Below are 17,407 nucleotides of genomic sequence, written 5' to 3' on the forward strand. Positions count from 1 at the left end.
GGAATCCGTCCGTCCGCCCGCACGTGATGCTATGCGGACGCCACCACCGCTGAGTCTGCCCGCTCGGCCCGCCGCAGCAACGCGGCGGCGAGCAGTCCGCCGATGAGCACGGCGACGGCTCCGACCAGCTGACTGGTCTCGAGCCCCGAGGAGAACGCGTCGGAGATCCGCGCCCTCTCCTCGCCCGACTTCGCCGCCGCGAGCGCCGCCGGGAGCGAGGCCGCGGAGACCGAGACGAGCGCCGCGAACCGGGCGTTGAGGACCGCGCCGAGGACGGCCACGCCGAGCCCGTTGCCGAACTCCGCGAGCGTGCCGTTGACGCCCGCGCCCACGCCCGCCTTCTCCGGCGGGATCGCGCTCATGATGGCGTTGGCCATGGCCGGCATGGCGAGGGCGATACCCGCGCCCATGACGATCAGGCCCGCCAGCATTCCGCCGTAACTGTCCCCGCCGAGCAGGGAGATCGCCGCGAGCCCCGCCGCCAGGCAGGTCATGCCGGACGCGATGGTCAGCGGCGTCCCCAGCTTGGGCAGCAGGCGGGCGCCGATCCCCGTGAGGTTGAGCGCGACCACGGTGAGGGCGAGGGGCGCGGTCCGCAGCCCCGCCTCCAACGGCTCGTAGCCGAGCACGAACTGGAGGTGCTGGGTAAGCAGGAAGAGCGAGCCGCCCATACCGAACGCGACCAGGATGGCCCCGGCCACCGCGCCCGTGAACTGCTGGTTGCGGAAGAAGTGCATGTCCAGCATCGGGTGCGGACTGCGCAGCTCCCACGTCACGAACGCCGCCATGACGACGACGCCGATCGCACCCGAGGTGAGCGTGGTCGCGGAGGTCCAGCCGTCGCCGGGGCCGGAGATGATCGCGTAGACGACACCGGTCATGCCGATCGTGGAGAGCACGGCGCCGAGCAGGTCGGGCCGCTCACCCCGCGGGTTCTTCGACTCCGGTACGAGGGCGAGCACGGCGATGAGCCCGATGACCGCGACCGGAATGTTGATGAGGAAGATCGCGCCCCACCAGAAGTGGTCGAGCATCACGCCGCCGAGCAGCGGGCCGACGGCGAACCCGAGCGAGTTGACCGTGGCCCACAGGCCGATCGCCTTCACGCGCTCGGTGTCGTCGAAGATCTGCACGACGACGGCGAGGGTGGTGGTCATCAGCAGCGCGCCGCCGACGCCCATGCCCGCGCGGGCGGCGATCAGCTGCCCGGTGGACCCGGCGAGTCCGGCGACGAGCGAGCCCGCCCCGAACAGCACGAGGCCCGCCGCGAGCATCTTCTTGCGCCCGTACCGGTCCGCGGTGCTGCCCGCGGTGAGCAGCAGGCCCGACTGCACGAGCGAGTAGGCGCTGATGACCCACTGGATGTCGGACGTCGACGCGTGCAGCTCCTTGGTCAGGGAGGGGATCGCGACGTTCAGGACGGTGTTGTCGAGCAGCACGGTCAGCTGCGCGAGGCAGATGACGCCGAGGATCAGCCAGCGCTGCGGGTGACCTCCGGCCGGTGCGGGTGGTGTGGTGTTCTCTGTGGTCGTGGCCGTCATACGTCCCCCTGTCGGTCGGCTTCGTTGTACACCGTAAGGGTTAGCCTTACGGTGTACAACAAGGTTTTCGGCATACGGTTCCGGCATGCCGATGCGCACTGGAGCACTGCCTCAAATGGCCCTGTCCGCAGCCCTGCTGGGGATCGTCGCGACGGCGGCGCCACCCGCCTCGGCCGGGACCGACCGGCCCGGCTCGATCCCGCTCCGGATCGCCTCGTACAACATTCACGCCGGATCCGGCATGGACAACGTCTTCGATCTCGACCGGCAGGCGGCGGCGCTACGGGCGCTCCACGCGGAGGTGATCGGCCTTCAGGAGGTCGATGTCCACTGGGGTGCGCGCAGCCAAGGCCGTGACGTGGCACGCGAGTTGGCGGCGCAGCTCAAGATGCGGGTGTCGTTCGCGCCGATCTACAGCCTCGATCCGGAGACGGCCGGGGGGCCGAGACGCGAGTTCGGGGTGGCCGTGCTGTCCCGGTATCCGATCCGGGCCGCCGCGAACCACGAGATCACCCGCCTGTCCACGCAGGACCCGAACCCCGCGCCGGCCCCGGCCCCCGGGTTCGGGGAGGTCACGCTGAAGGTGCGCGGGGTGCCGGTGCAGGTGTTCGTGACGCACCTCGACTACCGGCAGGACCCGGCGGTTCGGGTGGCGCAGGTCGCGGATACGCGGCGGGTCATGGCGGCCGAGCGGAAGTCCGTCCCGGGGGCGCGGCAGATGCTGCTCGGTGACTTCAACGCTGCTCCCTCCGCGCCGGAACTCGCGCCGCTGTGGGTCGGGTTGACGGACTCCGGACCGGCCGACGGCGGCACGTATCCGGCCGACGCCCCGGTGCAGCGGATCGACTACGTGGCCGTGGGGGAGGGGGTCCGGGTGCGGGACGCCTCGGTGCCGGACGAGTCGGCGGCGTCGGACCACCGACCGGTGGTCGCGGACGTCTCACTGCCCCGGTGATCAAGCCCCTGGGGGTCCCCCGGACGGAGTCTGGGGGAGATTGAGGAGCGGGGCCCGGGGTGGAGCCCCGTGTCCTTCACCCGCTTATCGCCGCAGGGGCTTGATTCCGCCTGGCTGGATCAGCCCTTCGGCTGGGTCAGGTCGTAGAACGTGGCGCTCCCGACCGTCACCTTCTTGAAGTTGTCCGCCACCCACGATGTGATCTTGGACGACGTCCCGGAGTCGGAACCACCCATGCCTCCGCCGGAACCGGACCCGCTCCCGATGAAGTAGTGGATCCTGCCGTCCTCGACGTACTGCTTGAACTGGGCCAGGGTCGGCGACGGGTCCGTGCCGTTGAAGCCGCCGATCGCCATCACCGGGTCGCCGGTGGCCAGTTGGTAGCTCGCCTGGTTCTGGGAACCGACCGTGGCCGCCGCCCAGGTGTAGTCCCCGGCGTTCTTCTCCAGGAGCTTCTTGGCCTTGGCGCTGACCTCGGCGCCGTTGAGCAGACCGCCCATGCCGCCACCGCCGCCACCGGGTCCGCCTTCGCCCATGCCGCCGGGCATGCCGCCCTGCTGGCTCTTCCCGGTGCCCATGCCCGTGCCCGTGCCCTGGCTCGGCTTCTGGTTCTGGTTCTGGCCGGGCATTCCGCCGCCGGGGAAACCGCCGGTCTGCTGCTTGCCCGTTCCCTGGCCGCCGGGCGGCTGCATGCCACCTCCGCCGGGGCCACCACCGCGACCGCCGCCGCCCCCACCCGGGCCGCCGCCGCCCATCATGCTCGCCCCGGACGGGCCGGCCGTCACGATCGACCCGGTGTGCCCGGTGTTCAGCGTGCTGATGGCGTACGCGGTCGGCGCCGCGAGGGACGCCACGAGGCCCAACCCTGCCGCACCGAGCGCGAGTTGCCGGTTGAGCCGGCCCACGAACGCGAGGCCGAGCCCCGCCACGAGGCCTCCGATGAGCACCGCCCAGCGCAGCCACGGCAGGTAGTCCGCCGTCCGCCCGAGCAGCACGTACGCCCATACCGCCGTGGCGGCGACGGAGACACCCAGCGTCGCGGAGGCCGTGACGCGTGCGCGCTCCTCCCACAGGACCGTGGCGCCCATGCCGATCAGCGCCGCGATGTAGGGGGCCAGGGCCACCGTGTAGTACTGGTGGAAGATGCCGGCCATGAAGCTGAAGACCAGGCCGGTCATGAGCAGCGAGCCGCCCCAGGCGAGGAACGCGGCGCGCGCCGTGTCCGTGCGCTTCACCTTCCAGGTCAGCACGGCACCCGCGACGAAGAGGATCAGCGCGGCCGGGATCAGCCACGAGATCTGGCTGCCGATCTCGGAGTTGAACATCCGGCCGACGCCGGTCTCGCCCCACTGCCCGGTGCCGCCGCCCGCGCCACCACCGCCGCCTCCGACGGAGCCGGTCTCGTCGCCGCTGATCCGGCCGAGGCCGTTGTAGCCGAAGGTCAGTTCAAGGAACGAGTTGTTCTGGGAGCCGCCGATGTACGGGCGCGAGGACGCGGGCCACAGCTCGACGATCGCCACCCACCAGCCGCCCGCGACGATCATCGCGAGCCCGGACAGGGCGAGTTGGCCGAGCCGCCTGCGCAGCCGCGTCGGCGCGAAGACCGCGTAGAGAACGGCCAGCGGCGGCAGGATCAGGAAGGCCTGCAACGTCTTGGTCAGGAAGGCGAGCCCGACGGCCACGCCCGCGAGGACCAGCCACTTCGTGCGGGCGTGCTCCATGGCGCGCAGCACGCCGTACACCGTGACGGTCATGAGCAGCGCCAGGAGCGCGTCCGGGTTGTTGAACCGGAACATCAGCGCGGCGACCGGCGTCGTCGCGAACACCGCGATGGTGATCAGGCCCGCCGCGGCGCTGAAGCGGCGGCGCACGGCCGCGTACAGGACACCGGCCGTGGCCAGCGCCATCAGGACCTCGGGGACGAGGATCGCCCAGGAGTTCAGGCCGAAGAGGCGGACGGACAGCGCCATCGGCCACAGCGCGGCCGGGGGCTTGTCGACGGTGATGGCGTTCGCCGCGTCGGACGAGCCGAAGAACATCGCCTTCCAGCTCTCGCTGCCCGCCTGGACGGCCGCCGAGTAGAAGGAGTTGGCGTAGCCGGACGCCGACAGGTCCCAGAGGTAGGCGAGGGCGACGACGAGCATCAGGCCGAGGAAGGCCGGGCGCACCCAGCGCGCGTCCTCGGGCCTGCCGCGCCACACGCGCCGGACGAAACGGTCCTTCGGGCGGCTGTGGCCCGAGCCGGTGGGCGCTGCGGGAGGCACCGCGGGAGCGGAATCGTACGGACGGATGTCTGTGGTCATCGGGGATTCCTGGGTTCGGGGTCGGTCGTGCGGGCGCCCGCCATGGGCACCTGCACGGTGGCTTCCCAGGCCTGCGGAACCTGAGGGGTCGGGGACGGGGCGGCCGGTGCCGCGGGGGCCTGGTGGTCGGGGAAGACCCAGGCCCGGAAGAGCAGGAAGCGCAGCACCGTCGCCGCGAGATTGGCCGCGATGAGCACGGCCAGTTCGGTGGAGTGCGCGGGCTCGCCGGAGGCCGCGTCGAGCGCCGCGAGGGAACCGCTGGTCAGGGCGAGTCCGATGCCGAAGACGACGAGGCCCTGGGCCTGGTGGCGCACGGCCCGGTCGCGGCCGCGGACGCCGAAGGTCAGACGCCGGTTGGCGGAGGTGTTGCCGACCGCGGAGACGAGCAGGGCGAGCGCGTTGGCGATCTGCGCCCCCGAGAACGTACGGAAGCCGGAGTAGAGCAGGAGGTAGAGCAGCGTCGACAGGGCGCCGACGACGCAGAAGCCGACCAGCTGACGGGCCAACCCCTTCGGTACGCCCGGGAGTTGTCGGTCACGCGGGTCGTCGCCGAAGGGCCGCGCGAGGCGGTCGAGGGTGAGCGAGCCGGTGGCGAGGGCCTTGCCGACGCGCCAGACACCCTTCAGGTCGTCGGTCGCCGTCTTCACGATGTGGACGGTCGAGTTCGGGTCGTCGACCCAGTCGACGGGCACTTCGTGGATGCGCAGCCCGGCGCGCTCGGCGAGCACCAGCATCTCCGTGTCGAAGAACCAGCCGGTGTCCTCCACGAGCGGCAGCAGCACCTGCGCGACATCACGCCGGATCGCCTTGAAGCCGCACTGGGCGTCGGAGAAACGGGCCTGCAGCGAACCGCGCAGGATGAGGTTGTAGGCGCGCGAGATGAACTCGCGCTTCGGTCCGCGCACCACCCGCGAGCTGCGGGCGAGCCGGGAACCGATCGCCAGGTCCGAGTGGCCGGAGATGAGCGGGGCGACGAGCGGCAGCAGCGCGTTCAGGTCGGTGGACAGGTCCACGTCCATGTACGCGAGGACCGGCGCGTCGGACGCCGACCACACGGTGCGCAGCGCCCGCCCGCGCCCCTTCTGCTCGAGCCTGAAGTACTGGACCTCGGGCAGGTCCGCGGTCAGCCAGCCGGCTTCCTGGGGCGTGGAGTCCGTGGAGGCGTTGTCGGCGATGGTGATGCGGAAGCGGTAGGGGAAGGTGCGGACCAGGTGGTCGTGGAGTCTGCGGACGCACGCGCCGAGGTCTTTCTCCTCGTTGTAGACGGGGATGACGACGTCCAGGACGGGAACGTTGCCGCTGCCTGCGGGGAGGTGGTCCCGCGCGGGCAGCGCCCCGAACCTCGCGGCGGTCGGGCCGAGGCCTTCACCGGTGGGGCCGAGGCCTTCAGAAGAGTCGGTTCGCATGCCATCGACATTCGCCAACTGCCCTGTTAGCGCTGTGTGGTGACGCTATGCCCCGCCTGTGAGTGCGGCTGGGAGTTCGACCGGGGGTACGTGACGGGTTCGGCATGGGCCGGCAGATGCACGGTGAACGCGGTCCTGCCGGGCACGCTGTCGACGGTCACGGCGCCCCCGTGCGCGGCCGCGACAGCCTGCACGATGGCGAGCCCGAGGCCCGTGGAACCGGCCTTGCGGGACCGCGACGAGTCACCGCGCGCGAACCGCTCGAAGACCCGCGGCAGCAGCTCCGCCGGGATACCGGGCCCGTCGTCCTGCACGTCGAGGCGGACCCAGGGGCCGTGCCGGTGCACGCGGGCGGTGACGGTGGTGCCGGGGGGTGTGTGCGTACGGGCGTTGGCCAGCAGGTTGACCAGGACCTGGTGCAGCCGCGCGGAGTCCGCGAGCACGGTCGCCGGTTCGTCGGGCAGTTCGAGCCGCCAGACGTGATCCTGCCCGGCGGCGCGGGCGTCACTGAGCGCGTCGACGACCAGCGGCGACACGTCCGTCGGCTCGTACGACAGAGGCCTGCCCGAGTCGAGCCGGGCAAGCAGCAGCAGGTCCTCGACCAGGCCGGTCATCCGGTGCGCCTCGGACTCGATACGGCCGAGCGCGTGCCGGGTGTCGGGCCCGGTCTCCTCGCGTCCGCGCCGGGTCAGCTCGGCGTAGCCCCGGATGGAGGCGAGCGGCGTGCGCAGCTCATGGCTGGCGTCCGCGACGAACTGGCGTACCCGCGTCTCGCTCTGCTGCCGCGACGTCAGCGCGCCGTGCACATGGTCGAGCATCCGGTTGAGCGCGGCGCCCACCTGCCCGACCTCGGTCCGCGGATCGGCCTCGGCATCCGGCACCCGCTCGTAGAGGGTGACTTCGCCGCTGTGGAGGGGGAGTTCGGACACGCGGGTCGCTGTCGCGGCTACGCGGCGGAGGGGGCGGAGGGCGACGCCGACCATGACGACTCCGGTCACGCCGGCGGCGAGGAGGCCGGCGCCGGTGACGGACAGCTCTATGACGATCAGGGTGTTGAGGGTGGCCTCGACGTCGTCGGCGGGGAGGCCGACGAGCAGGTTGCCGTTGCCGGACGACTGGACGCGGTAGTCCCCGAGCCCGGGGAGGCTGACGTTGTGCGCCTTACCGTCCAACGGGGCGGAGGCGAGCGCTTCCTCCTGGGATGTGGTCAGCTCGGACACGTGCGTGACCGAGTCCCGGTCGGAGCGTCCTGCCTGTGTGAGGGAGCCATCGGAGTCGACCACCGCGCCCACCGTGTTCTCGCCGCCGGGGCCCGGCAGGCTCAGGAACGACAGATCAGGCTCGCGCGACTGTCCTCCGGGCGATCGGTCCGCGGGGCCGCCACCGCCCCCGGCCATCCGCACGGTCTGCCCGACCTTGTCATCCAGCTGCCCGTACAAGTACGTATGCAGAGCCAGCGTCGTCACCGTACCGATCACCACGCTGACCAGCGCGATAAGGCCGACGGCTGTGACGACGAGCCGGGTCCGCAGCGTGCGGGCCCGCTTCACGAAACCGTCGTGGCCGCGGGCTTGATCAGGTATCCGGCGCCGCGCCGCGTATGAATCATCGGCTCACGCCCCGCGTCGATCTTGCGCCGCAGATACGAGATGTACAGCTCGACGACGTTGGCCTGCCCGCCGAAGTCATAGCTCCACACCCGGTCCAGGATCTGCGCCTTGCTGAGCACGCGCCGCGGATTACGCATCAGAAAGCGCAGCAGCTCGAACTCGGTGGCGGTCAGATGGATGTTGGCCCCGCCCCGCGACACCTCATGGCTGTCCTCGTCGAGCATGAGGTCGCCGACGGCGAGAACGGACTCGCTGCGCCGGTCGGCGGCACCGGTCCTGCGGATCAGCCCGCGCAGCCGCGCGACGACCTCCTCCAGGCTGAACGGCTTGGTGACGTAGTCGTCGCCGCCCGCGGTGAGCCCCGCGATCCGGTCCTCCACGGCGTCCTTCGCCGTGAGGAAGAGAACCGGCACGTCGGGCAGCTCGCGGCGGAGCCGCCCGAGCACACTCAGCCCGTCCATGTCCGGCAGCATCATGTCGAGCACGACGGCGTCGGGCCGGAACTCACGCGCGGTCTGCACGGCTCCGGCCCCGTCACCTGCGGTACGGATCTGCCAGCCTTCGTAGCGCAGGGCCATGGACAGCAGCTCGGTGATGGACTGCTCGTCGTCCACGACAAGCACCCGGACGGGGCTCCCATCCGGCCGCAGCAGTTCGGTACGCCCCTGGGGCGAGGAGGTCGCGGTCATGTTGCAACCTTGCGACGCTCCTCTGAGAGCACCCTTTTTCGAACCTGTGAATCCCCTGAGAAACACACATGCGCCTCTCAGCCGCGAGACCCCCTCACCAAGAGGCCGGCGCTAACAGGTCAGCCCGCGCCCCGGCCATGCGTGCAGGATCCGGGTGAAGGAGACGTACAGGTCGACGCGGTGCCGCATCTGCGCGGGGTTCCCGCCGTCGCACTCCGCGGTCCCGTTGAGACTGCGGATCGTCTCCCCGAATCCGGCCCGCTGCACCATCGCGTCGTGCCCGGTCATGGTCCCGGGCCCGGTCTGCGTGTTCCAGTACCAGAGGGCCGTCATCCAGGCCACGGCCGGATCCTGCTCGACCAGCCACGGATTGTGCAGCAGGTCCAGGCCGAGGGCGTCCCCGGCTGCCTTGTAGTTGAAGTTCCAGCTGAGCATGATCGCGCCGCGCCCGTAATAGGCGTCATGGCCGGCCGGACATCCGTAGCTCTGGCTCTCGTCGCAGAAGATCGGATAGGTCTCCTTGTTCTGCGCGACGACGTAGTACAGGCCGCCCGTCTCGTGGCTGACGTTGGCGAGGAAGGCGGCGGCCTCCCGTTTCCGCAGCGCGCGGCCGCCGGTGTGCGCGAAGCGCGGGTACGCCTCGGTGGCCTCCACCAGGCCGTCGTACGTGAAGAAGGAGTCCCGCTGCGGGAACATCCGCTCGAACTGGGCCTCGCTGACGACGAACCGCCCCTGCCCGGTCCTGCCCCCGGCGGCGGTCGCCGATCCGGGTACGACGACGGCACCGGCCAGCCCGACGACGGCGGCCACCACCCACAGCACGCAACGCCTCAACACGCTTGCACCTCCGCGTAGTTGATCTGTTTGGTCTGGACCAGAGCGTCCGCGCCCCTACCTACCCATCCCAACTACCGCCACACACCGCTCACTTGAGAAACAGGGCGGCCCCGTTCCCGTAACACACGGCCCGCACCCAGTCGCTTCCCAGCCCCAACCGCTCGATCGACTCCAGCTGATGCACGTACGGGTAGGGCAGGTTGGGGAAGTCACTGCCCAGCAGCACCCGGTCCCCCAGATCGACGAGCCGCCCCAACTCGCCCTTCGGGAACGGCGCCATCCGCTCACTGAAGTCGGTGAACGCCATCGTCGTGTCGAGCCGCACCTGCGCGTACCGCTCGGCCAGGTCCAGGAAGTCGGTGTACTCCGGCATCCCCATGTGGGCGACGACGAGCGGCAGCCGCGGATGCCGCGCGAGCAGCCGTGCCATCGGCTCAGGACCGGTGTGCTTGCCGGGCGCGGGCCCGGAGCCGCAGTGCGCCACGACGGGCACCCCGGCCTCGGCGAGCAGCCCCCACACCGGGTCGAGCAGCGGATCGTTCGGGTCGTACGCGCCCACCTGCACATGCGCCTTGAAGACCCGCGCCCCCGCCTCGACCGCCCGCCGCACGTACTCCTCCACGCCCGGCTCGGGAAAGAAGGTGGCGGTGTGCAGACAGTCGGGCGTCCGCGCGGCGAAGTCGGCGGCCCAGCCGTTCAGCCACTCCGCCATCCCCGCCTTGTGCGGATACAGCATGGAGGTGAAGGCGACCACCCCGAACTCCCGCAGCAGAGCGAGCCGTTGGCTCTCCTCCTCCCGGTACGTGATCGGCCACTCGGTCCCCACCAGCGGCCCGGCCGCGTCGAAGTACGCCCACACCTTGGCCAGCACCCGCTCGGGCATGAAGTGGGTGTGCACATCCACAAGGCCGGGCAGCCGATGCCGCGCGAGGAACTCGGCGACGAGCCCCGCCTCACCCACCTCAGGCATGCCCGAACCCATGGCTCCGCTCGACCTTGGCCACGTGCACGGTGTACTGCTCGTACCACTCGGCCCGGCCCCGCCGCTGCGCGTCCCGGTGCTCGCCGACGGCCCGCCACTCCTCGATCGCGGCGACGTCCCGGAAGTACGAAACGGTGATCCCGAGCCCGCCGGGCGTCCGCGCCGCCTCGTGCCCGAGGTACCCGGGAACCTCCCGCACCAAGTCGTCCAACCGCTCGGTGGCCTCCCCGTACCCCAGCTCGACCGAGGTCCGCACGGAGCTGAACACCACGACGTAGTAGGGCGGTTCGAAGGGCGGCAAGGACTGCGCGGCACCCGCGCCAACGTGATCACTCATGCCCCCACGGTCACCCGCCCCGTCCCTCCTGTCCACCATTTCCCCCGCTCCTTGCCGTACGGGAAGGGAGACTTGACCTAGCCGCAGCCGGTGCCCGAGCCGGGCTCTGAGCCGGAGCCGCAGCGGGGGCCGCACCCGGAGCCAGCCGGAGCCCGAGCCGGGCTCTGAGCCGGAGCCGCAGCGGGGGCGGCGCCCGGAGCCGCAGCCGCAGCCGGAGTCCGGGTCGGAGTCGGCTAGAACAGCCCGTCCTGTACGGCCGGCACCTCGCGCACCACGAACCCCGACCCCGTCCCACTCACCCCCGCCTGCGCCTGCCCCTGTCCCTGTCCCTGTGCCGACGCCATCGCCGACCCCGACCCGGACGCCCGCTCCAGCGGCCACCCGGCCAGTACCCGGGTGTCCACCACGAGCCGCCGCCCGGCCGGCTCGACCAGATGCAGATCGGGCCCGGCGGCCGCGACCACGGTGCCCGCCACCACGGCCCCCTCCGCGAGCCCGCTCACCACGGCGTCCACCCGGTCGATCGCGGCGAGCCCGAACGCCTCCCCGTGATCGACGACCCGGCACGGCAACCGCTCCAACGCTTCGGGCCACCCGCCCCCGAGCCCCACGGCCACGGCGTGCGCCCGCACCAACTCGGCACCGCGCCCCTCCGCACCCGCGAGCCTCGCCCGTACGCCGCGCTTCTTCTCGTACGGAATCCGGTCGGGCACCCCGAGCGCCACCCGCAACAGCTCCTCGGCCCGCCGAGCCGCCATCAGAGGCCCCTGCCCCAGCCACGTAAAAGCAACGGCACCCTGCTCGAGCAACCGCGCGCTCCCCCTCCGCGCTCCCGTGATCCCCACCTTCACGAGGCCGTTCCCGAACCACGCCAGATACACGCGGTACGGCCGCGGATCGTCGGCGACGGTATCTGCGGCCACGGAATGCGCCCGGTCGATCCCGGCGCACTCACCGCACTGCGCCCGCGTCCCCCGCACCGGCACAGCCTCCCGCCCCGGGCACAGCGTGCGCCGCCCGCCCCGCCACACCCCGAGACACCGCCGCGCCCCACCGACCCGGAAGACCACCGGCTCCCCGAACCGCACCCCGCTCTCCCGCTCCCCTCCGTCCCCCGTCCACCCGAACGCGGGCCCGCCCCCGCCCCACCGCATCCCGGTGCACCACCACGTCATACGCCCAGCATGCCGCGCCCCACTGACAACGCCGACGCCCCCGGCAACTCCGACTCACTCATCGGACACACGACGAAGCCCCCGGAGGATCTCCGGGGGCTTCGTCTCTATGTGCACTCGGCAGGATTCGAACCTGCAACCTTCTGATCCGTAGTCAGATGCTCTATCCGTTAAGCTACGAGTGCCTGTCTTTTGTTTTCGTCTCCGCTCTCCGGCCTTTCGGCCCGTTCGCGGCGACAGGAAGAACATTACATGACCGGCGGCGCCATGTGAAATCCGTTAGCCGCACCCGTTGTGACCTGCGAAAACGCGCCTTGGCCGGGGAGAAACGCCGAAGCCCCGGTCCGTGTGGACCGGGGCTTCGGATCGTGCGGGCGGAGGCGGAGGGATTTGAACCCTCGATGGGATTTAAGTCCCAAACCGCATTAGCAGTGCGGCGCCATAGACCGGACTAGGCGACGCCTCCAGCACAACCGATCACGCGAACGCGATTCGGTGCGTGCAGATGATGACACAGCTGAACGCCGTGTCACCAATCGCCCCCCACGGTACTAGGCGGGCAGGCCAGAGAGCAAAGCCCTTCTGAAGGCGCAACGTCGTGGCGGGCAGGCGCGTTAGGCACGGCATGTTCATGCGACGCGTCTCGACCCGCCTCTCCCCCCGTCTCTCGGCCCGATTCTCGGCCCGCCTGCTGCTCACCGCCGCCGCCTCGGTCACCGCCCTCGCGGCCGTGCCCGCCGCCGCGCACGCCGACACCGGCCCGTTCCGGATGCCGCCGCCCCCGTTCGGCTCCCCGGACAGCGCCTACGGCGACCACCTCCTCGTCTCCGTCGCCGGCTCGGGCAACGGCAGCGACGGCACGCACGAGCTGGAGTGCGGGCCCGCCGGCGGCACCCACGCCGATCCGGGCGCGGCCTGCGGGCGGCTCGATGAGCTCGCGGCCGGCGACCCGGATCCGTTCGCGCCGGTGCCGAAGGGGGCGTACTGCACGATGCAGTACGGCGGCGGCGCCACCGCCCACATCACCGGGACCTGGCACGGCCGGCCCGTCGACGCCTCGTACAAGCTGACCAACGGCTGCGAGATCTCACGGTGGCAGCGAATGGTCCCCGTGCTGCCTGCGACGGCCCCGTAACCCTGGGTCCAACGCTCACACCGCCGCGACCCGGCGTGCACGGGGTCCGCACATCCTCTACGTGGGCTCCCTCTCATCCGGCGCCGCGAGCGCAACCACTGCCCGTAGACTCCCTCCCGTGACACGCTGCGGGCCGCGAGGCAAGATGGCCCGCACGGTCGGCAAGTCGCGGTAATCAGGGAGGAAGCGTCGTCGTGAGCAGCAGGCCATCCCGAGGCGCTGCTCGCCTCGCAGCCATACTCGATGCGCTCCCTGATGCGTTGGTGCTGGTCAACACCAACGGGACCGTCGTCAACGCCAATTCCATCGCCCTCGAGGCCTTCGAGGCGCCGGGCACTGCCCTGGTGGGGCGTGGACTGCTCGATCTGCTGCCGGAGTTCGACTCCCGGCTGATCCCCGGATCGATGCGCAGTCCCGACACCGTGACCGACGAGCGCGGCCGCACCAAGCCGACCCGGATGATCGCCCGGCGGACCGACGGCAGCGAGTTCCCCGTCGAGGTGACCAGCGCGAACGTCGCCGATGGCGCCCGGGACGCGATGGATTCGTACAGCGCGGGCGGCGGTTCCTACAGCGGTTCCGAGCTGCTGATGCTCGTCGTCCGCGATCTGTCGGGGACCCTCGACACCGAGGCCGAACTGGCCCGTTCGCAGCGCCAGACCGAGATGATCCTGCGGGCCGCCGCCGAGGGAGTCGTCGGCACCGACACCGATGGTCGGATCGTCCTCGTCAATCCGGCCGCCGCGCAGATCCTCGGCTTCCGCGCCAGCGATCTCGGCGGGCAGGAGATGCATCCGCTCGTCCTGCATTCGCGGCCCGACGGCGAGCCGTTCCCCTACGAGGAGTCGCCGCTCGCCGACACCCTGCGCTCCGGGCGCAAGCATCGGGTACGCGGGCAGGTCCTGTGGAACAAGAAGGGCGAAAAGGTGCCCGTCGACATGACGACGGCACCCGTGCGCGACGGCGACCAACTGGTCGGCGCCGTCATGACCTTCACCGACCGGCGCCCCTACGACAAGCTCGTCACCGAGCACGCCGAGGAGATCGCCCGGCGCGACGAGGCGGCGGAGCGGGAGCGCGAGGAGCGCGCTGCCGAGCTGCAGCGGGTACGCGAGGAGCTGGGCGCCGAGCACGCCGCCACGCGCGACGAGCTGAGCGCCGAACTCGCCGCCACGCGTGAGGAGCACGCCGAGGAGCTCTCCGCCGAGCGGGAGCGGGGCGCCGCGTTCGCCGAGCGGGAGAAGGACCGGTTCGAGGAGCTGGCCGCGCGCCACAGCCAGCTGCTCGCCGTCCTCGGCCAGTCGCTGCGCGGACCGCTCGACGAGCTGCGGCGCGAACTGGGACAGCTGGCCGCGGACGACGCCGGACAGCTGTGGCCCGAGGCGAACCAGGTCCTGCACCACCTGTCCGCGGGCTACGCGCGCATCACGACCCTCGTCGACAACGTGCTCGCCTACCAACTTCTCGACGCGGGCGGCGAACAGCTGATCCGCACGCCCGTGATGCTGGACGCCGTGGTGGCCGCCGGTGTCGACGGGGCCGTGGAACTGATCGGACCCGGGCGCGTCCAGTTCGCCGTGCACGCGCCGCCGATCGAGGCCGAGGTGGACGCGGGGCGGCTCGCCACCGCGCTCGCCCACCTGATCGCCGATGTGGCCGGGATCGACGCCACCGGGAACGCGCGGGTCCCGGCCGGCTCCGGATACGTCGACTCGACCGTCGTCGTGGCCGCCGCACAGCGCGGCGACAGCGTACGCATCGAGGTGCGCGGCCCGTACGCGGGCGGCGACCCGGTGCACGGGCCGATCGTCCAGGGCATCGTGCGGGCGCACGGCGGTGTGCTGCAGACACACGAGATGCCCGGTATGGGCGGCAGTGCGTATGTGCTCGAGGTGCCGATCGGGAGCGGTGCCGGGGTCGTCGCGGTCCCTGTCGAACCGTTCGCCGAGCCGCTCCCCCCGGCCGCCCCTGCCACCCCCGCTCTTCCCGAGCAGGCCACCGCGGCCACCGGTGGCGGGCGGCGGCGGGCCCGGCGCGACTCCGGGCCGTCGGTCGACTCGTTCCTGGACAGCGAGCTGCCGAAGAGCGAAGGGTCCGGTGGCACGGGCCGACGGCGTGGACGGCGTGCCGCGGAAGAGCCGACGGCGACCTCCGCGGAAGGCGATACGCAGCCGGAGGAGCTGCCCGAGACGGCAGCCGGTGCGGGTGTTGGCGCGGGTGACGGTGCTGGTGCCGATGCCGGAGCCGAGGGTTCTGCCGGTGGTACCGGACGGCGTCGGGCACGGTCCGCGAGGACCGGGGCGGCGGCCGAGGGCTCCGTACGGACCGCGGCCGAACACGCGGCGGGGTCTCCGGCATTGGGCGAGACCGTGCCGCCACAGGGTGTACCCGCGCCCACCGGACGCCGGGCCCGGCGCGCGGGCGACTCGGAACAGGCGGCGCTGCCCGCGTTGCCTTCGGGTTCCGCGCCTTCGGGTTCCGCGCCTTCGGGTTCCGCGCCTTCGGGTTCCGCATCGTCGGGTTCCGCGCCTTCGGGTTCCGCTCAGGAGGCCGAGGCGGGCCGCGCCGAGTTGGAGTTGGCGGGCGCCGGTCATGGTGCCGGAGCCGGTGCCGGGCAGCCTTCGGGCCGTCGGGCCCGGCGTGCGCTCGGCGCCGCACAGACAGCCGCGGCCACGGATGAAGCGGCGGCGCCCCGCGAGGTGTTCGCGCTGCCGCCCGCCCAGGCCGACCGCGCCCCCGAACCGGTGGCACCCGAGGCGGCCCGTGCGACCGAAACCCCGGCCGCCCGCGGCGACGTGGACGACCTAGACGATGCGGCGCAGGGCGCACCCGGCGCCGACGCGGCCCAGGCCGCTTCCGCGCAGCCCCTGCCGCTGCCGGACGAGGCCCAGCGGCACGACGCCGCCACGGGGCACCCGGCGGAGGACCACACGCCGCCGCAGCCGCATCCGGCGCAGAGCACGCCCCCGCACGGCACACCGGCTCCGGGCGCGCTGCCGCCGCAGGACGCGCCGCGGCAGCGCGCCGCTCAGCCGCTGCCCGCCGAGGCTCCGCAGCAGCCGACCGGGGACACGAACTCGACGCAGGGCCGCGCCTTCAGCGTGCGCACCCTCGGACAGGGCGTCCCGTTCGGGCGGCAGGCCGTCGAGCAGCAGCGGCAGCCACAGGGCCCCGCTCCGTCGCAGGCGCCCGCCCGCCCGGGGGCCACGCCGCCCCAGGGCGTGCCGCAGGAGGGACAGACCCAGGGCAACGGTTCGGGCCGCCGGCGCAAGCTGGGCAACCGCCAGGACCCGTCCGACGCCGCGGACACGCAGACCCCGGCGCAGGGAACAGCCCAAGGGACGGCCCAGCAGACGCCGCCGCGAGGGACGCAGCAGAGCCCGACGCGGGGAACGACGCAGACTCCGGCGCGAGGAGGTACGCAGGCCCCGGCACGAGGGGCTGCGCAGACTCCGGCGCGAGGAGCGGCGGCCCGTTCGCACCCTCAGTCCCAGCAGACTCAGCAATCCCTCCTGTCGCCGAACTCACTGAACTCCTCAGAGGGCCTGGGTCGTTCCTATGCGATCGGCGCCCCCGACCAGGACGCCGACGAGGGGCCCGAGCCGCTGGACGGTCCTGGCGGGGCGGTCGAGATCGCCAACAGGCCGCAGCCGCAGCCCATGGACGACGAGCTGCCCCCTGAGCCGCTCGACAATCCGCGCCGGCTCCTCGTGTGGCCCGCGCCGGACGTGACGACGCAGCAGGCGCTGAGCGACCGCGGCTACCGCCCGGTGACCGTGCACTCGCGCGAGGAGGTCGACGCGCAGATCGCGGCGTTCCCGGCCGCGCTGTTCGTGGACCCGCTGACCGGGCCGATCACCCGGACCGCGCTGCAGTCGCTGCGGCAGGCCGCCGTAGCGGCCGAGGTCCCGGTCCTGGTGACCGCGGGCCTCGGACAGGCGACGCGCGAGGCGGCGTACGGGGCCGATCCCGCCGTGCTGTTGAAGGCGCTGGCACCACGTGACAGCGAGCAGCACCCGCCGCGGGTGCTGCTCATCGAGGAGCACGAGGAGATCGCGCTCGCGCTGACCGCCACGCTGGAGCGGCGCGGGATGCAGGTCGCGCGGGCCGCGAGCGACGCGGACGCGGTGACGCTGGCGGCGCAGATGCGGCCGAACCTGGTCGTCATGGATCTGCTCCAGGTCCGTCGTCGGCGCGCGGGCATCATCGACTGGCTGCGGGCGAACGGCCAGCTGAACCGGACGCCCCTCGTGGTCTACACGGCCGCCGTCGAGCCCGCCGACCTGCCGCGGCTCGCGGCGGGGGAGACGGTGCTGTTCCTGGCGGAGCGCTCGACGAGCACCGAGGTGCAGAGCCGGATCGTGGATCTGCTGGCGAAGATCGGTACCAACTGACACACAAGGGCGGCCCGTTGAGGGCCGCCCTTGTTTCACGTGA

General features: G+C 72.1%; 12 protein-coding genes and 2 tRNA genes. 3 read left to right on the top strand and 11 right to left on the bottom strand.

All coding sequences use genetic code 11. The features are described 5' to 3' along the window. Positions 1 to 29: 29 nt before the first annotated feature. Positions 30 to 1,541 carry an MFS transporter gene (locus ACIREE_RS18280; protein ID WP_404152635.1) on the bottom strand — a complete coding sequence of 504 codons (1,512 nt, stop codon included), beginning with the start codon at positions 1,539 to 1,541 and terminating at the stop codon, positions 30 to 32. Positions 1,542 to 1,626: 85 nt separating this feature from the next. On the opposite strand from ACIREE_RS18280, the gene ACIREE_RS18285 reads away from it, so the two are divergent. Beyond that, positions 1,627 to 2,496 (top strand): endonuclease/exonuclease/phosphatase family protein, encoded by an 870-nt coding sequence (locus ACIREE_RS18285; RefSeq protein ID WP_404152637.1) that lies wholly within the window; start codon positions 1,627 to 1,629, stop codon positions 2,494 to 2,496. 119 nt (positions 2,497 to 2,615) lie between these two features. Here ACIREE_RS18285 and ACIREE_RS18290 read toward each other — a convergent pair whose 3' ends face one another. From ACIREE_RS18290 to ACIREE_RS18335, 10 genes are all read right to left on the bottom strand, one after another. Continuing rightward, on the bottom strand, positions 2,616 to 4,799 hold the full coding sequence (locus ACIREE_RS18290) for an ArnT family glycosyltransferase (protein ID WP_404152640.1): 2,184 nt from the start codon (positions 4,797 to 4,799) through the stop codon (positions 2,616 to 2,618). After that, positions 4,796 to 6,205: a glycosyltransferase gene (locus tag ACIREE_RS18295; protein ID WP_404152643.1), complete on the bottom strand. Its 1,410-nt coding sequence runs from the start codon at positions 6,203 to 6,205 to the stop codon at positions 4,796 to 4,798. Before ACIREE_RS18295 ends, ACIREE_RS18290 begins: the two co-directional genes overlap by 4 nt. A gap of 26 nt (positions 6,206 to 6,231) precedes the next feature. Continuing rightward, positions 6,232 to 7,755 carry a sensor histidine kinase gene (locus tag ACIREE_RS18300; protein ID WP_404152646.1) on the bottom strand — a complete coding sequence of 508 codons (1,524 nt, stop codon included), beginning with the start codon at positions 7,753 to 7,755 and terminating at the stop codon, positions 6,232 to 6,234. Then, positions 7,752 to 8,504, bottom strand: a complete 753-nt coding sequence (locus tag ACIREE_RS18305; protein ID WP_404152648.1) for a response regulator transcription factor — start codon at positions 8,502 to 8,504, stop codon at positions 7,752 to 7,754. Before ACIREE_RS18305 ends, ACIREE_RS18300 begins: the two co-directional genes overlap by 4 nt. 111 nt (positions 8,505 to 8,615) lie before the next feature. Next, a complete protein-coding gene (locus tag ACIREE_RS18310) occupies positions 8,616 to 9,338 on the bottom strand; it encodes a chitinase (protein ID WP_404153309.1) in 723 nt (240 codons plus the stop codon). A gap of 91 nt (positions 9,339 to 9,429) precedes the next feature. Beyond that, entirely contained in the window at positions 9,430 to 10,311 is an 882-nt protein-coding gene (locus tag ACIREE_RS18315) for an amidohydrolase family protein (protein WP_404152651.1), read from the bottom strand. Beyond that, a complete protein-coding gene (locus ACIREE_RS18320; RefSeq protein WP_404152653.1) occupies positions 10,304 to 10,660 on the bottom strand; it encodes an antibiotic biosynthesis monooxygenase family protein in 357 nt (118 codons plus the stop codon). Before ACIREE_RS18320 ends, ACIREE_RS18315 begins: the two co-directional genes overlap by 8 nt. Positions 10,661 to 10,893: 233 nt before the next feature. Continuing rightward, a complete protein-coding gene (locus ACIREE_RS18325) occupies positions 10,894 to 11,835 on the bottom strand; it encodes a DUF2797 domain-containing protein (protein WP_404152656.1) in 942 nt (313 codons plus the stop codon). 112 nt (positions 11,836 to 11,947) lie between these two features. After that, a tRNA-Arg gene (locus ACIREE_RS18330) sits at positions 11,948 to 12,020 on the bottom strand. A 190-nt stretch (positions 12,021 to 12,210) separates the two neighbouring features. After that, a tRNA-Ser gene (locus tag ACIREE_RS18335) sits at positions 12,211 to 12,301 on the bottom strand. 165 nt (positions 12,302 to 12,466) lie between these two features. On the opposite strand from ACIREE_RS18335, the gene ACIREE_RS18340 reads away from it, so the two are divergent. Both ACIREE_RS18340 and ACIREE_RS18345 read left to right on the top strand, forming a co-directional pair. Then, complete coding sequence (locus ACIREE_RS18340; RefSeq protein WP_404152658.1) at positions 12,467 to 12,970, top strand: SSI family serine proteinase inhibitor; 504 nt, start codon at positions 12,467 to 12,469, stop codon at positions 12,968 to 12,970. Between the two features lie 194 nt (positions 12,971 to 13,164). Next, complete coding sequence (locus ACIREE_RS18345) at positions 13,165 to 17,364, top strand: PAS domain-containing protein (RefSeq protein WP_404152661.1); 4,200 nt, start codon at positions 13,165 to 13,167, stop codon at positions 17,362 to 17,364. Positions 17,365 to 17,407: the final 43 nt, after the last annotated feature.

This window comes from Streptomyces sp. NPDC102467 (genome assembly GCF_044765445.1).
Taxonomy (GTDB): Bacteria; Actinomycetota; Actinomycetes; order Streptomycetales; family Streptomycetaceae; genus Streptomyces.

Excerpts from the sequence above, each read along its gene's own strand:
- ACIREE_RS18280 (WP_404152635.1), bottom strand. The coding sequence starts at position 1,541 with ATGACGGCCACGACCACAGAGAACACCACACCACCCGCACCGGCCGGA.
- ACIREE_RS18285 (WP_404152637.1), top strand. The coding sequence starts at position 1,627 with ATGCCGATGCGCACTGGAGCACTGCCTCAAATGGCCCTGTCCGCAGCC.
- ACIREE_RS18290 (WP_404152640.1), bottom strand. The coding sequence starts at position 4,799 with ATGACCACAGACATCCGTCCGTACGATTCCGCTCCCGCGGTGCCTCCC.
- ACIREE_RS18295 (WP_404152643.1), bottom strand. The coding sequence starts at position 6,205 with ATGCGAACCGACTCTTCTGAAGGCCTCGGCCCCACCGGTGAAGGCCTC.
- ACIREE_RS18305 (WP_404152648.1), bottom strand. The coding sequence starts at position 8,504 with ATGACCGCGACCTCCTCGCCCCAGGGGCGTACCGAACTGCTGCGGCCG.
- ACIREE_RS18315 (WP_404152651.1), bottom strand. The coding sequence starts at position 10,311 with ATGCCTGAGGTGGGTGAGGCGGGGCTCGTCGCCGAGTTCCTCGCGCGG.
- ACIREE_RS18320 (WP_404152653.1), bottom strand. The coding sequence starts at position 10,660 with ATGAGTGATCACGTTGGCGCGGGTGCCGCGCAGTCCTTGCCGCCCTTC.
- ACIREE_RS18325 (WP_404152656.1), bottom strand. The coding sequence starts at position 11,835 with ATGACGTGGTGGTGCACCGGGATGCGGTGGGGCGGGGGCGGGCCCGCG.
- ACIREE_RS18340 (WP_404152658.1), top strand. The coding sequence starts at position 12,467 with ATGCGACGCGTCTCGACCCGCCTCTCCCCCCGTCTCTCGGCCCGATTC.